Genomic DNA, 14,494 nt, shown 5'->3' with positions numbered 1-14,494 from the left:
GAAAAACCCTGACGCAGGCAAGATGGATTGCCACCTTGGCGTGTGGGCAGCTTGACAGGCGGAGCAGGCGGGAGAAAGCTGTGCGCAGGGCAGGAGCGGTGCACCGGTTTGCCATGGCCGCGCGAGCGCGCAACAGTCGAAGGAGTATCATCTTGGCTGTCACCATCACCTCTCTCGTTCTCTTTCTGCTCGGTCTGGCGCTTGGTGGCGGTGGCATCTGGCTGGCGTGGCTGGGGGGCAGTTGGTACTACATAGTCGTCGGCCTCGCCTTCCTGATCGCCGCCTGGCTGCTTTACCGGCGCCGGTCCACGGCGCTCTGGCTCTATGCGGCGATCGTGATCGGCACGCTGGCCTGGGCGGTCTGGGAAATCGGTTTCGACTGGTGGGAGCTCGGCCCGCGCGGCGGCATCATCGTGCTGGTGGCGCTATGGCTGCTGACGCCGTGGGCAAGGCGGGGCCTTGCCGGGCCTGACGGGCGCGCGCCGCTGATCCTTGCCGTGCTCGCATCGCTGGCGGTGGCCGGCTATTCGATGACGACGGACCCGAAGGACATTGCCGGGGCGCTCGATACCGACAAGGTGATTCCCAACGCCAATCTGGGCAATGATGTGCCGGCGGGCGAATGGCACTTCTATGGGCGCACGCAGTTCGGCCAGCGCTATTCGCCGCTCGACCAGATCACGCCGGACAATGTCGCCAGTCTGCAGCCGGCCTGGACCTACCGCACCGGCGACGTGAAGGGGCCTGACGACATCGGCGAGACCACCTATCAGGTGACGCCACTCAAGATCGGCGACACGCTCTACATCTGCACGCCGCACAATTTCGCCATCGCGGTGGACGCCGCGACCGGCAAGGAAAAATGGCGCTACGATCCCAAGATCAAGCTCGACAAGGACCGCCAGCACCAGACCTGCCGCGGCGTATCCTACTATGCCGATGCCACCGGCGCCGCCGGCCAGCCTTGTGCTGCCCGCGTCTATCTGCCGACTTCGGATGCGCGGCTGATCGCGCTCGATGCCGCCAGCGGGCAGGTCTGTCCCGCCTTCGCTGAGGGCGGCACACTCAACCTGTTGTCCGGAATGCCATACCCGAAGTCGGGCTATTACTACTCGACCTCGGCGCCGCTGATATCAGGCGGCAAGATCATCGTCGGCGGCGCGGTCAACGACAATTATTCGACGCAGGAACCGTCCGGCGTCATCCGTGCCTATGATGCGAGCACCGGCAAACTGATCTGGAACTGGGATTCCGGCAATCCGGACCAGACGACGCCACTGCCCGCCGGCCAGACCTACACCGCCAACTCGCCCAACATGTGGTCGACGCCGAGCGCCGACGAGAAGCTCGGCCTGCTCTACGTGCCGCTCGGCAACCAGACGCCGGACCAGCTCGGCGCCGGACGCAGCGCCAATGTCGAGAAATTCTCCTCCTCGATCACCGCGCTCGACCTCAACACCGGGCAGTTGAAATGGGTGCGGCAGACCGTGCACCACGATCTCTGGGACATGGACGTGCCGGCGCAGCCGAGCCTGATCGACATCACCAAAGCCGACGGCTCGGTCGTGCCGGCGCTGGTCGGGCCGACCAAGCAGGGCGACCTCTATGTGCTTGACCGGCGCACCGGCGAACCGGTGATCGCGGTCAAGGAAGTGCCGGCGCCCGGCGGTGCCATCGAGGGCGACCACACGTCGCCGACGCAGCCGGTCTCCGATCTTACCTTCATGCCGAAGCCGCTCACCGGCGCCGATATGTGGGGCATCACCATGTTCGACCAGTTGGCCTGCCGGATCGAATTCCAGGGCTTGCGCTACGAAGGCCGCTACACGCCGCCTTCCGTACAGGGTTCGCTGGTCTATCCCGGCAATTTCGGCACCTTCAACTGGGGCGGGGTGGCGGTCGATCCGGTGCGGCAGGTGATGTTCGGCATGCCGACCTATCTGGCGTTCAAGTCGCAGCTCATCCCGCGCGACCAGGTGCCGCCGCCGGATGAAGGACGGGGCAGCGAGCAGGGGCTGAACCGCAATGAGGGCGCGCCCTATGCGGTGGTGATGGGACCGTTCCTGTCGCCGCTCGGCATCCCTTGCCAGGCGCCGCCCTGGGGTTACGTCGCCGGCGTCGACCTCAGGAGCGGCACGATCAACTACAAGCATCGCAACGGCACCGTCTACGACATGACGCCGCTGCCGCTGCCGCTGAAGGTCGGCGTGCCCGGCATTGGCGGGCCGATGATCACCGCCGGCGGTGTCGCCTTCCTGGGCGCGGCGGTCGATGACTATCTGCGCGCTTATGACCTCACGTCAGGCAAGCAGCTCTGGCGGGCCCGATTGCCGGCAGGCGGCCAGTCGACGCCGATGACCTATACGGTCGCCGACGGGCGCCAGTTCGTGGTCATCGTCGCCGGCGGCCACGGCTCGGTCGGCACCAAGCCCGGGGATTATGTGATGGCGTACGCGTTGCCGAAGTAGCTGGGCCGCGCCAGCCTAAAGCGGTCTCGGCGCTAGGTCAGTTCACCGTTTCGTGGAAACGGCGAACTGCGCTAACCCTTTGTTTTGACGTAACTCGCAAGGGAAAGCGCTACGCGCTTTTCCCGGGAAACAGCACACTTTTCCTGGAATGCTCTAGCCGAGCCCGAGATGGCTCTTGAGGCTGGGCACCGAGCCCAGCACCTGGTTGGTCAAATCGGGGCCGGCGGCGGCTTCGGCCTCCTGGACCAGCGTCTCGCCGGCCTTCTGGATCTGCGCCAGATCGAGGCCGGATGCCTTGAGGGCGGCGAGGCCGTTGACCAGCGCGCCCGCCTTTTCGCCGAGAACGCCGCCAAGCGCGCCTTGCAGCGAGGACAGGAAGCCGCCACCACCGCCGGCAGGAGCCGCGGCCATGACGTCATATTTCTGCGCAAGCGCATCGGCGCCGGGAATCTTGGCGAAGAAGGATGAAGCGCTGGTGCCTTCCGCCTCGTGCTCGAGCACCGAGAAAATGGTGCCGACGACTTTTTCGGTCGTTGCCTGGTCAAGGCCGGCCTTCTGCGAGACGGTGTTCACGATATCCTGTACGTCCATGACTTCACCTCAACCCTGGGTTTTCTTGTTTGCCGGATGGCGCTGGCGGCTGCGGACCTTGACCATGGACTTCCGGTTCGCCGCCACAATGGTTGCGCGCATCGCCAGAATGGCGGCTGCGGCAAGCATGAAGGCGGTTGCCAGGATCGGCGAGGTCACGGTCATCAGTTTTCCTTTCACTTCAGGCCCTTCAGGCCAGCGGCCATGTCATGGACCGGCCGGATAGTCAGCTTCCCCCACTATTGTGGCAGCGCCATCAAGATTTGTCGCCGATAACAAAATTGTGATGATGGTTGCCGCCGCTTGCCAGGAACGGGAGCGTCACCGAGCCGTGACTGGACGGTGCGGGCCTCGCCCCTATCTTGCCAACGCAAGGACACCAAAGTCGAGGAGCGCCCCCGTGACCAGATCCACCATCGCCGACAAACCTGTCATCACGCAGGCAATGATCGATGCCTACGACGAATACACGCATCTGACGCTCGATCGCCGCCGCTTCATGGAACAGCTGACCAGGCTTGCCGGATCTGGTGCCGCGGCGGCCGCGATCGCGCCGATGCTGGCGGCGAATTCCGCCCAGGCGGCGATCGTTGCCGAGAACGATGCCAGGGTGAAGGGCGAGGACATCAGCTATCCCGGCAGCGGCGGCGAGATGAAGGGCTATCTGGTGAAGCCGGCAAACCAGGCCGGCAAGCTCGGCGCCGTCATCGTCATCCACGAAAACCGGGGGCTCAACCCGCATATACGCGACGTCGCCCGGCGCGTGGCGCTGGAGGGATTCGTGGCGCTGGCGCCGGATTTCCTGTCGCCGCTTGGCGGCACGCCTGATGACGAGGACAAGGCGCGCGACATGTTCACCAAACTCGATCCGACGCAGACCGTCGCCAACGCCGTAGCGACCGTCGCCTTCCTCAAGGCCGACAAGGATGGCAACGGCAAGGTCGGCGCCATCGGCTTCTGCTGGGGCGGCGGCACGGCCAACATGCTGGCCGTCAACGCGCCCGACCTCGCCGCCAGCGTCGCTTATTACGGCATGCAGCCGAATGCCGCCGATGCCTCGAAGATCAAGGCCGCACTGCTGCTGCACTATGCCGGGCTGGACGATCGCACCAATGCCGGCATCGATGCCTTCAAGAAAGCGCTCGACGCCGCGCACGTCGAATACACGGTCTATGTCTATGAAGGCGCCAACCATGCCTTCAACAACGATACGTCGGCGGCGCGTTACGACAAGAAAGCAGCCGATCTCGCCTGGGGCAGGACGATCGCTTTCCTGAAGCAGAAACTGGCGTAGCGACGTCAGGCCGCGGGTGCCCAGACGGCCTCGAATGCCGGCGATAGGGTGAAGCCGGCCGGCCAGGTGGAGACCGGCGGCGGGCGGCGCAAGCCTTCCTGCAGGTTCCGCAACGCCGACGTCAGACCGTTCTACGCCCGTCGGGCAGTCGGTGAGGTGGATGTCGACGTGGCGGGTCAACGGCTCGATGGCGCAATTGGTTCAATAATGGACGTCTTCTCGCAGTCAGGCGAGATCGGGAACCGACGCGGCGCTTGTGCAAACAATTGGCGATAAACGGTTTTCCCGGTGTCTAGTCGCTGGATGGAGGCTTGTGGAAGGCAACGCCGGCGACGACCAATGCGATCCCGAGGCAATCGCCGAGGCTTGGAATCTGGCGCAGCACGATGACGCCGATCAGCGTCGCGGTGACCGGCAGCAGCGACAGCATCAGTGCGAAACTCGAGCGCGGTAATCGCGACATGGCAAGCTGGTCGCAGATATAGGGAATGACCGAGGAGCAGATGCCGACGCCGATGGCGGCGATGAGCAGAGGCGGGGAGAAAAAGGCTGGCAGCGCGTCGCGGAAGCCGATCGGCAGCACGACGACGAAGGCGACCGCCATGGCGGCACCCAGGCCGGCAATGCCGCCGCCGGCGCCGGAACGGGCAACACGGTGGCCGAGCACGATGTAGCCGACGAAGAGCGCGCCGTTGAGGAAGGCCCAGAACAGGCCGATGGGATCGCTGGACCATCTGACGTCGATGAGGAGCAAGGTGCCGGTGACGGCTATGGCAAGGGCGGCGAGATTGCGCAGGCTCCTGAGGCCGATCAGCGCGACGCCGATGGTGCCGACGAATTCGATTGCCGCAACCAGCGAGATCGGCAAGCGGTCGAGGGCCAGGTAGAACGAGCAGTTCATCACCGCCAGGCAGGCGCCGAAGACCAGCAGCAGCAGGCGCGTCGGAGGATCGGCGCGGGCGAGGCTTCGCCAGGGGCGCGTCAGCGGCGCGAAGATCAGCGCGGCGGTGGCGATGCGCAGCCAAGCCATGCCGAGCACGCCGACATGCGGGAAGAGCAGCACGGCGAAGGCCGGGCCGAGATAGTGGAAGACGGCGCTGACGCCGAACCAGACATGCGGCGGCAATTTTGTTGCCAGGCCGCCAAGGCCAGAGCCGGTGGAGGCGGGGGCAAGCGCAGGGCCTGCCGTGGGAGCTTGCGCTGGATCATCCATCGGATCAGTATCGCAGGCCTTATCCGCAGTCTACATGGATGACGATCAATCCATCTGGTCACATCTCTGTCGAAAGCAAGGATTTATCCGTGAAACGCCTTCGAACTGAAAATGGCGATCTCGACGCGGCCGACATGAAGATCCTGCGGCTGCTGGAAAAGGACGCGCGCGCCAGCACGGCGGAGCTGGCGCGTTCGGTCGGCCTGTCGGCGCCGAGTGTCGCCGAGCGCATCAAGCGGCTGCAGGAAAACGGCGTGATCGAGGCCTACTGCGTCAAGATCAATCCCGCCGCCCTTGGCCTGAAGCTGTCGGCATGGCTGCGCATCCGGCCGGTGCCGGGGCAATTGTCCGTCGTGGCCGAGATCATCCGTGAAACGCCGGAGATCGCGCAATGCGACCGCGTGACCGGCGAGGATTGCTTCATCGCGCTCGCGCATGTCGGCTCGGTGGCCGAACTCGAACGGGTGATCGACCGCATCATTCCCTATGCGATGACGAATACGGCCATCATCCAGTCGTCACCGGTGGTGGCGCGCTCGCCGCTGGCGGCGGTGAAGCGGTCGCCGTAAACGGCGCGGTTTGATTGGTTGCCCGGTGTTTTCGCGAGTCGTCTCGCCGGCCTATGCGTGGCCGCGCTTCAGGCGAGCGCGCTTCAAGATGCTGCGCCAGCGGATCATGTCGAACGGGATCGGCTCGTTGTTGTTGGCGATGTGGAAGATCTCGTTGTCGACGTTCTTGAGCGAACGCCAGAAATCGTAGTCCGTGATGCGCGGATCGGCGGCCAGCCTGTCCACCTCGATCTTGATGTCGGTTTTCATGCACGTCCCTCGAACCGGCTTCGCCCCGCCGTCCGTATCGCAACTCGATGCGGATCGTTTTCGACCGCTCCGCTGAGTCGTTCAACGGCTCAATTGGCTTGTTCCCGTTAAAACCTCGGTAAGGTTAATGCGGGTGCCGGGCGGCTTCAAGCACTGGGGCCGGCCGATTTGGGGGTTCCGCGATTTTGGATTGCCGGTGTGGCTTTGAGGTCCCGTCACTCTGTTCGGAGCGGTGTCGGCTTCGCCCTATTTGCGTTTGATGCCGATCGAGCGGCCGGCACGCTCCGGCATCGGCAGCACGGAATGGGCGGCGCGCATGGCTTCGACCTTGGCCAGCACATCGGCGGGAAACGGCGCGACCTTCGGCCCCGACATGTCGACGTGCAGCGACAGCGTCTCGGAGGTGGCGGCGAGCCAACCATCGACATGGCGGATTTCCTGGTAGGCCCTGAGCCGTTTCTCGTCATGGTCGATGAGCTGGAAGGACACCCGGACCTTGTGGTCCAGATGCAATTCCTGGACATAGCAGACATGGACTTCGGCGGTGTAGATGGTGAGACGGCGCCCCTTCACATAGTCCAGCCCCATGCCCATCGCCTCGAAGGCCTCGTCCGAGCAGCGGTCGAACAGCACGTTGTAATAGGCCATGTTGAGATGGCCGTTGTAGTCGATCCAGTCCTTCTCGATGTCCATGGGCTTGGAGACGAAGGGGGCAGGGATGGACATCGAAACTTCCTTGTTCTGGTGCTGGACAAATTGTGACTGCGAAGACTTTTTTGTTCTGACGCAATTCCCAAGGGAAAGCGCTACACGCTTTTCCCGGGAAAACCGCTTCACACTTTTCCTGGAATTGCTTTAGGCATCCATAGCTGCATAACAAGCGTGGGCGCTGGTCCATTCGCGGAGGAATTCATGGCTCTGAGCGACCTCAATCCGGTCGAACGCAACGAGGAAGGCATCGCGGCGGTGCTCGGCATCCTCAAGCAACAACTGGGCGAGCGTTTTCAGACCGGCCAGGCCATCCGCTCGCAGCATGCGCATACCACCACCTATATTCCGACCCAGGCACCAGATGGTGTCGCTTTTCCGGAGACGGCCGCCGAGGTGCAGGAAATCGTGCGCGCCTGTGCCGCGCATCGTGTGCCGGTCATCGCCTTTGGCGTCGGCTCCTCGCTGGAAGGCCACACCAACGCACCGGGCGGCGGCATCTCGGTCGACACATCGCGGATGAACCGCATCCTCGCGGTCAATCCGCAGGATCTCGACTGCACGGTCGAACCCGGCGTGACGCGCGAGGATTTGAACCGGCATCTGCGCGACACCGGCCTGTTCTTCCCGATCGATCCCGGCGCCAATGCCTCGCTCGGCGGCATGGCGGCGACGCGCGCGTCCGGCACCAATGCGGTGCGCTACGGCACGATGCGCGAGAACGTGCTGTCGCTGACCGCCGTCATGGCCGACGGCGAGACGGTGACGACCGGCAAGCGGGCGAAAAAGAGCTCGGCCGGCTACGATCTGACGCGGCTGCTTGTCGGCTCGGAAGGCACGCTCGGCATCATCACCTCGCTGACGCTGAAGCTGCAAGGAATTCCGCAGGCGATCTCCGGCGGCGTCTGCCCGTTCCCGAGCGTCGAGGCGGCCTGCAACGCCGTCATCGCGACGATCCAGATGGGCATTCCGGTGGCGCGCATCGAACTGGTCAACGCGCTGCAGATGCGGGCGATGAAGAACTATTCCAAGCTCGACTATCCCGAAAGCCCGTGCCTGTTCGTCGAGTTCCATGGCAGCGACGCCGGCGTTGCCGAACAGGCCGAGACCTTTGGCATGATCGCCGAGGAAAATGGCGGCGGGCCGTTCCTGTGGACCAGCGTCGCCGAGGAACGGACGAAGCTGTGGAAGGCCAGGCACGATGCCTACTGGGCCTCGCTGACGCTGCGGCCTGGTGCCAAGGGCCTGTCGACCGATGTCTGCGTGCCGATCTCGCGCTTTGCCGAATGCGTCACCGAGACCGAGGCCGATATCGCCGAGATGGGCCTGATCGCGCCGATCGTCGGCCATGCCGGCGACGGCAATTTCCACGTGCTGGTGCTGATGGATGTGAACGATCCCAAGGAGATCGCGCTGTCGGAGAAATTCGTCGCGCGGCTCAACCTGCGGGCGATCGCCATGGACGGCACCTGCACCGGCGAGCATGGCATCGGCCAGGGCAAGATCGGTTTCATGCGCAGCGAGCTCGGCCATGGCGTCGACATCATGCGGACCATCAAGCAGGCGCTCGACCCGCAAAACATCATGAATCCTGGCAAGATATTGCCGGCTGTGGGGGTAGGGCTTCCCGAAAAACGCTCGTCTTGACCGCGCCGCCATTCGGGTCGAGGCTCCTTGCTCGGCAAGCCTGACAAGGCAGGCGTTGCCAGCGGAGGAGAACTGTCATGGCGATTTCACGCAAGGAAGAAGCGCGCGCACTGAGTGCCGATGAGAAGGAACTGGTGGAGAAGTCGCACCATCCGGGGGTGCAGGAGCTTTCCGACGCCGACCTTTCCGGTCTGGTCAAGCTGCTGCGCGAGCGGCGCGACAAGGCGCAGACCGAGGCGCATCGGCGCCGCCGTGAATTACGCGGCAAGGGCGCGCCCAAGAGCGCTGCCGCTTCAAAGGCCGATGGCGGCTCGCAGGTGAAGCTCGCGGTGCTGGCCACGGCGATGCGGCGGCTGAATGGCGAGGCCGAACGGCGGCGCCAACTGGCGGCTCGCGTTTCGCTCGTCGGGAATGCACGCAAGGCCCTGGCGATGAAGCAAAATGCGCCGGCGGATGGTCCCGCGCACAATTCACGCACGGCTCACAAGGGCATGCGGGCCGTGGCGAACCAGAAGGCACCGAAGCTGGTCCGGCCGGCGGAACTCGGCCGGCAGCGCAAGGCCGGCAAGGTGGCGCAAGCCAAGCGCGACGCACGCTGATCCCCGCGACAAGGGCTGTCGACAGCCGCTTTACCGTGCTGCGGGAGGCTGCTGCCGCACGCCCTCGACAAGGGCCTGCAGCATCGGGCGGGTTGGCGCGAAGAATGTCGTGCCGGTCTGCGGTGTCGAGACATCGAGCAGGCGGTCGTAGGCGCCCGGCGGATCGCCGACATACATGCGCTGCAGCATCTTTTCGGTGACCCAAAGATACCTGGAATAGCCGATGAAGTAGGTGCCGAACTCATTCTGCCCGGGCCGGCCGAACGGCATGTTGTCGCGCAATATGTCGTATTCGTTGCCGTCGGCATCCTCGATGGTGGCCAGCGATTTGTGCGATTTGCGCGGCGCGTCGTCATCGTCGATCTCGATGTTGTCGATCTTGGTGCGGCCGATGATCGCCTCCTGCTCGGGCGTCGGAATGCGCGCCCAGGCCTGCATGTCGTGAAGGTATTTCTGGACGACCACATAGGAGCCGCCGGCAAAGTCGCCATCCTCGTCGCCGATCAGCGCCGAGGCCGGCAGGTCGAGGCCGGTCGGGTTGGCGGTGCCGTCGATGAAGCCGAGCAGGTCGCGGGCATCGAAATAGCGAAAGCCGGTCACTTCATCGACGACGGTGACATCGGGGCCAAGCCGGTCGAGCAGGATACGCTCGAACTCGAAGCACATGTCGGGCCGTTCGGCCCGGATATGGAACAGAAGGTCGCCCGGTGTCGATGGCGCCGAATGGACCGCGCCCTTGATCGGCGCGAACGGTCTCAGTTCCTGCGGCCGCCGGCCGGGGCTGAGCCGATCCCAGAGGTCGCGGCCGATGCCGGCAATGCACGACAGGCGGCCGCCGAGATCGCGGAAACCGACAGTCTTGACCAGATCGTCAAGCTCGCCCAGCACGGAACAGACCTTGGCCAGGGCGGGCTGTTCGCCGGCGACGGTGACGACAAGAAAAATCGCCGACTGCGAGAGCGGCGCATCGACGCTCTGCGCGTCGATCGGCACGCGGTCCCAGTTCTTGCCTGACATCTGAAAAATCTCCGCTTTTGCCGGATTTGTTTCAGATCGCCTGGGATGACGCAATACCGGATGAATTGCCTCTTTATCGACACGCGGATGCGGGTAGAGTGCGGCAGAATTTCAATCAACCTGTTCGGAGCTGATGCTCGCACGCCTGTTCGTGATCTTCGGTGGCCTGTTCGTGCTGGTGCTGTGCGCGGCGCTGGTGGTCCCGTACTTTGTCGACTGGACCGGCTACCGCGCCCAGTTCGAGCGTGAGGCGAGCGCCATCCTTGGCCGCAAGGTGACCGTGCACGGCGACGCCACGGCTAGGCTGTTGCCGTTCCCGTCGGTGACCTTCTCCAACGTTGCCGTCGCCGGCGGCCCCAATGGCCAGCCGGCCATGACCGTCGAGACGTTTTCGATGGATGCCGAACTGGCGCCATTTCTGCGCGGCGAGGTGCTGATCTTCGACATGCGGCTGGTGCACCCGAAGGCGACCATCGATATTGCCAATGACGGCACCGTCGACTGGGCGATGCGGCCGTCCTCGCCCTTCGACCTCAACCAGATCTCGATCGAGAAGCTGACGGTGACGGAAGGGCAGATCGAACTGCGCCATGCCGCCGGTGGACGCAGCCATATTTTTTCCGAGATCAATTCGACCATTTCGGCCAAGTCTCTGGCCGGCCCGTGGCGCATGGACGGCACGTTGCGGCTCGACGGATTGCGCACCACGATCGCGGCATCGACCGGCAAGGCCGAAGGCAACGGCCAGATGCGGCTGCGGCTGAAGGCCGATCCCGACGCCTATCCGCTGGTCATCGAAACCGACGGCAATGCCGGCATCGTCAATGGTGCCGCCGTTTATTCCGGCCAGTTCAAGATCTCCGGCGCCGATAAGAATTCAGCCCAATTGCGCGGCACCGATGGCGAGACGGTGAAGGTCAGCGCCGGCAAGCCCGATCCGGGCTTTCGCCTGAACGGCAAGTTCTCGCTCGACCACCAGAAGCTTGGCGTCGATGAATTCCGTTTCGAAACCGGGCCGCTGGACAATCCCTACACGGCCGACGGCAAGGCTTCTGTCGATCTCGGCCAGAAGCCGAACTTCGCCATCGAGGCCAAAGGCGCGCAGGTGCAGTTCGACAAGGCGGTGGGCGCAGAAGCCGGCGCCGGCTTGACGCTCGACCAGCGCATCGCCGGGCTCGAGCAGGCGCTGGTCGCTCTGCCGAAGCCGACCATCCCCGGCACGGTGGAGGTGAAACTGCCGGCTGTGGTGGCCGGCGACACCACCGTGCGTGACGTGCATCTGTCCGCCGAGCCGGCCGAGGGCGGCTGGTCGGTCAAATCGCTGGCAGCGACCTTGCCCGGACGCACAACGCTGGAAGCCGACGGCATGCTCAGCGTCGAGGGCCATTTCGGCTTCAACGGCTCGCTGCTGCTGGCCGTGGCGCAGCCATCCGGTTTTGCCGCCTGGCTGTCGAAAGATGTCGACGAGGCGATCCGCCGTCTGCCGGCGGCCGGCTTCAAGGCCAAGGTCGACCTGACGGAAAAGCGCCAGGCCTTCAGCGATCTCGAGCTGATCCTGGGCAAGGCGAAATTCTCCGGCCGCATTGATTCCAGCCAGCCTGACGAAGCCAGGCCATCGGTGCTGATGCGGCTCGAAGGCGGTGAGCTTGACGTCGACGGGCTGACGGCCTTCGCCTCGATCTTCGTCAGCGACAAGGGCGCCAACCGCTTTGCCGACCGCGATCTCGATTTCCAGATCAAGGCCGGCCCCGTCAGCGCCGGCGGGCTGACCGCCGATACGGTGGACACCGCGCTCAGGCTGCGTGACGGCTTGCTCGAAGTCGACCGGCTGTCGGTCGGCGGATTGGCCGGCGCCTCGATAAGCGCCACCGGCCGCATCAAGGATTTCCCGGCGAGCCCGACAGGCAAGCTCGACGCATCGGTTGTCGCTGTGGACCTCAAGCCGCTGATCGACGTCGCCGTGCAGCATTATCCCGACAATGCGGTGCTGAAGGGGCTGGCGAGCCGCGCTGCCGCCTATCCCGACCTGTTCCAGGATGCACGCGTCGACCTGGTGGCAAGTGCCGCCGACAATGGCGATGGCACGACGGGCCTGGCGGTGAGCGGACAGGGCAAGGCCGGCGGCTCGGCCTTTTCGGCTTCGCTGTCGGGGAAGGGCGCGCCGGACAAGCTTCTCGAGGCGCCGGTGACGTTGACCTTCAACGCCAAGAACCCCGACGCGACCGCGCTGCTGGCGCTTTACGGCCTGCCGGCGCTGCCGCTCGGCATGCTGGGCGAGGCAACGACCGACATCCAGGCCAAAGGCACATTGGGCGGCGGGCTGGCGACAACTTTCAGTCTCGCCGGCAATGACTTCAAGGCCAGCTTCGAGGGAACCATCGCCGACACGCCGCAAGGGCCTGCCGCCAAGGGCAAGATCAATCTCGATGCGGCCGACATCGAACCGTGGCTGATGACGTCGGGCATCGGCCTGCCGGGCATGGGGGCTGGCATGTCGACATCGCTGTCGGCGCAGGGCGACTACGGCAATGGGCTGCTCGTGCTGGACAATGTCAGCGGCGCGATCAACGAGGCGGCGGTGTCCGGCGACGTCAACATCGACGCCAAGGACGGCGTGCCACATCTGGCGGGCGCGCTGGCACTCGACGAACTCGATCTCGATCCGATGGCCGTGGCGCTGTTCGGCGATTCCGCTTTCCTTGTCGATAAAAATAGCGCCGACAAAAATGCGGCTGACAAGAGCGCGGGCGACAAGAGCGGCTCCTGGCCGGCAGCACCGTTCAGCCAGAAGTCCAGCCTGCCGTTTACCGCCGCTCTCGACCTGACGACGGCGGCGCTTGCCGCCGGACCGTTCGCCACCGCCTATGACGCCGCTTTTTCGCTGAAGCTCGACCAGGAAGGCATCCGCGTTTCGGACCTGAAGGCGAAATTTCTTGGCGGGGCGCTGACCGGCCTTTTCGAGTTGAAGAACAATGAGGGCACCGGGCTTTTCACCGGCCAGATGAAGCTGGCGGGCGCCGATCTGGCAAACGTATTGCCGGATACCGGCATTGGCGGCGTCGGCGATTTCTCGACGACGCTGTCGACCAGCGGCAAGTCGGTCGATGCGATGATCGCCGCCCTCTCGGGTTCCGGCACGGCGACGCTCAGGGGTTTGCAGGTGGCGGGCGTCAATCCCGATGCGTTCAACGCTTTGCTGGCCAAGGCGGACGCGATCGGGCGCGACATCGATGCGGCCAAGACCGCTGATTTCGCGCCCGGGATCGCCGCCGATGGCAACTTCGCCGCAGGGAATGCCGACTTCGCCTTCACGATCGCCGGCGGCACGCTGAGGGCACCGCCGATCAGCCTCGAAAACCCGGCGGCGACCTTGTCCGCCGATATCACGGCCGATCTCAACACCAGCACGGTTTCCGCCAAGGGCGCCATTACCTATCGGCCCGGTGACGAGGCGCTGGTCGGCTCCGAGCCGGTCGTCAATTTCACCGCCGAGGGGCCGTTCGGCGCCGTCAAACGGCGGTTCGACAGCGAGCCTTTGGCGCAGTTCCTGACCCAGCGCGCGCTGGAGAAGGAGCAGCAGCGCGTCGAGGCGATGCAGGCGGTGTTGCTGGAGAAGCAGCGCCTGCGGCGCGAAGTGCGCTACTACGCGGCACTGCAGGACGCGCGCGACAAGGCCGCCGAGGAACTTCGCCAGCAGGAAGAGGCCGCGCGGCTGAAAGCCGAGGCCGACGCCAGGGCGAAAGCGGAGGCTGACGCCCAGGCGCAGGCTGAAGCGGATGCCAAGGCGAAGGCCGACGCGGAAGCGAAAGCCAAGGCTGATGCCGAAGCCAAGGCGAAAGCCGATGCCGACGCGAAGGCCAAAGCCGATGCCGATGCCGACGCCAAGGCCGCGGCCGAGCAGCAAGCCGCCGACGAAGCGGCCAAGGCGCAGGCCGAGCAGGAGCGCCAGAAGGCGGAAGAAGCGATGCGCATCGCCACGCAGGAAAAGGCCAGGCTGGAAGCCGAACGCAAGGCCGCCGAACAGGCGCCCAAGGTCGAGCCTGCGCCGTTGCCGGAAGCCAACGACAACCCGCCGCCAGCCAAGCCGAAGTCCAATCCGTTCACGATCGATAATTTGTTGAAGTCGTTGCAGTAGCGGT

Annotated in this window: 12 protein-coding genes; 6 read left to right on the top strand and 6 right to left on the bottom strand. The window is 64.8% G+C overall.

What is annotated here, in order from left to right; all coding sequences use genetic code 11:
* Positions 1-152 precede the first annotated feature (152 nt).
* Positions 153-2,468 carry a glucose/quinate/shikimate family membrane-bound PQQ-dependent dehydrogenase gene (locus tag FJ546_RS11615; RefSeq protein ID WP_140889455.1) on the top strand — a complete coding sequence of 772 codons (2,316 nt, stop codon included), beginning with the start codon at positions 153-155 and terminating at the stop codon, positions 2,466-2,468.
* A gap of 153 nt (positions 2,469-2,621) precedes the next feature.
* Here the strand turns inward: FJ546_RS11615 and FJ546_RS11610 are convergent, their stop codons facing one another.
* Together FJ546_RS11610 and FJ546_RS31195 are read right to left on the bottom strand one after the other, a co-directional pair.
* The gene (locus FJ546_RS11610) at positions 2,622-3,059 is read right to left on the bottom strand and encodes a hypothetical protein (RefSeq protein ID WP_140889454.1); all 438 of its coding nucleotides are present in this window, start codon (positions 3,057-3,059) and stop codon (positions 2,622-2,624) included.
* A gap of 9 nt (positions 3,060-3,068) precedes the next feature.
* Entirely contained in the window at positions 3,069-3,218 is a 150-nt protein-coding gene (locus FJ546_RS31195; protein WP_181167910.1) for a hypothetical protein, read from the bottom strand.
* Positions 3,219-3,504: 286 nt separating this feature from the next.
* On the opposite strand from FJ546_RS31195, the gene FJ546_RS11605 reads away from it, so the two are divergent.
* On the top strand, positions 3,505-4,353 hold the full coding sequence (locus FJ546_RS11605) for a dienelactone hydrolase family protein (protein ID WP_140889565.1): 849 nt from the start codon (positions 3,505-3,507) through the stop codon (positions 4,351-4,353).
* A 292-nt stretch (positions 4,354-4,645) separates the two neighbouring features.
* Here FJ546_RS11605 and FJ546_RS11595 read toward each other — a convergent pair whose 3' ends face one another.
* The gene (locus tag FJ546_RS11595) at positions 4,646-5,566 is read right to left on the bottom strand and encodes a DMT family transporter (protein ID WP_140889453.1); all 921 of its coding nucleotides are present in this window, start codon (positions 5,564-5,566) and stop codon (positions 4,646-4,648) included.
* 89 nt (positions 5,567-5,655) lie between these two features.
* Between FJ546_RS11595 and FJ546_RS11590 the strand changes: the two genes are divergently transcribed.
* On the top strand, positions 5,656-6,135 hold the full coding sequence (locus tag FJ546_RS11590) for an Lrp/AsnC family transcriptional regulator (RefSeq protein ID WP_140889452.1): 480 nt from the start codon (positions 5,656-5,658) through the stop codon (positions 6,133-6,135).
* A 51-nt stretch (positions 6,136-6,186) separates the two neighbouring features.
* Here FJ546_RS11590 and FJ546_RS11585 read toward each other — a convergent pair whose 3' ends face one another.
* The gene (locus FJ546_RS11585; protein ID WP_010910205.1) at positions 6,187-6,384 is read right to left on the bottom strand and encodes a hypothetical protein; all 198 of its coding nucleotides are present in this window, start codon (positions 6,382-6,384) and stop codon (positions 6,187-6,189) included.
* A gap of 246 nt (positions 6,385-6,630) precedes the next feature.
* Positions 6,631-7,110 (bottom strand): thioesterase family protein, encoded by a 480-nt coding sequence (locus tag FJ546_RS11580; protein WP_140889451.1) that lies wholly within the window; start codon positions 7,108-7,110, stop codon positions 6,631-6,633.
* A 186-nt stretch (positions 7,111-7,296) separates the two neighbouring features.
* On the opposite strand from FJ546_RS11580, the gene FJ546_RS11575 reads away from it, so the two are divergent.
* Together FJ546_RS11575 and FJ546_RS11570 are read left to right on the top strand one after the other, a co-directional pair.
* On the top strand, positions 7,297-8,739 hold the full coding sequence (locus FJ546_RS11575; RefSeq protein ID WP_140889450.1) for an FAD-linked oxidase C-terminal domain-containing protein: 1,443 nt from the start codon (positions 7,297-7,299) through the stop codon (positions 8,737-8,739).
* 77 nt (positions 8,740-8,816) lie between these two features.
* Positions 8,817-9,338: a hypothetical protein gene (locus FJ546_RS11570; RefSeq protein WP_140889449.1), complete on the top strand. Its 522-nt coding sequence runs from the start codon at positions 8,817-8,819 to the stop codon at positions 9,336-9,338.
* Positions 9,339-9,368: 30 nt separating this feature from the next.
* On the opposite strand, the gene FJ546_RS11565 is transcribed toward FJ546_RS11570, so the two are convergent.
* The gene (locus tag FJ546_RS11565) at positions 9,369-10,355 is read right to left on the bottom strand and encodes a Dyp-type peroxidase (RefSeq protein WP_140889448.1); all 987 of its coding nucleotides are present in this window, start codon (positions 10,353-10,355) and stop codon (positions 9,369-9,371) included.
* Positions 10,356-10,488: 133 nt separating this feature from the next.
* On the opposite strand from FJ546_RS11565, the gene FJ546_RS11560 reads away from it, so the two are divergent.
* Positions 10,489-14,490, top strand: coding sequence for an AsmA-like C-terminal region-containing protein (locus tag FJ546_RS11560; protein ID WP_140889447.1), 4,002 nt, complete (start codon positions 10,489-10,491; stop codon positions 14,488-14,490).
* Positions 14,491-14,494: the final 4 nt, after the last annotated feature.

The organism is Mesorhizobium sp. B2-4-19 (assembly GCF_006441315.1).
GTDB lineage: Bacteria > Pseudomonadota > Alphaproteobacteria > Rhizobiales > Rhizobiaceae > Mesorhizobium.
The sequence above is the reverse complement of the archived record's forward strand: the minus strand, read 5'-3'. Positions and strand labels throughout refer to the sequence as shown.

Bases quoted from the DNA above. Each gene is read 5' to 3' on its own strand.
- FJ546_RS11595 (WP_140889453.1), bottom strand. From the start codon at position 5,566: ATGGATGATCCAGCGCAAGCTCCCACGGCAGGCCCTGCGCTTGCCCCC.
- FJ546_RS11565 (WP_140889448.1), bottom strand. From the start codon at position 10,355: ATGTCAGGCAAGAACTGGGACCGCGTGCCGATCGACGCGCAGAGCGTC.
- FJ546_RS11605 (WP_140889565.1), top strand. From the start codon at position 3,505: ATGATCGATGCCTACGACGAATACACGCATCTGACGCTCGATCGCCGC.
- FJ546_RS11570 (WP_140889449.1), top strand. From the start codon at position 8,817: ATGGCGATTTCACGCAAGGAAGAAGCGCGCGCACTGAGTGCCGATGAG.
- FJ546_RS11610 (WP_140889454.1), bottom strand. From the start codon at position 3,059: ATGGACGTACAGGATATCGTGAACACCGTCTCGCAGAAGGCCGGCCTT.
- FJ546_RS11575 (WP_140889450.1), top strand. From the start codon at position 7,297: ATGGCTCTGAGCGACCTCAATCCGGTCGAACGCAACGAGGAAGGCATC.
- FJ546_RS11580 (WP_140889451.1), bottom strand. From the start codon at position 7,110: ATGTCCATCCCTGCCCCCTTCGTCTCCAAGCCCATGGACATCGAGAAG.
- FJ546_RS11585 (WP_010910205.1), bottom strand. From the start codon at position 6,384: ATGAAAACCGACATCAAGATCGAGGTGGACAGGCTGGCCGCCGATCCG.
- FJ546_RS11560 (WP_140889447.1), top strand. From the start codon at position 10,489: ATGCTCGCACGCCTGTTCGTGATCTTCGGTGGCCTGTTCGTGCTGGTG.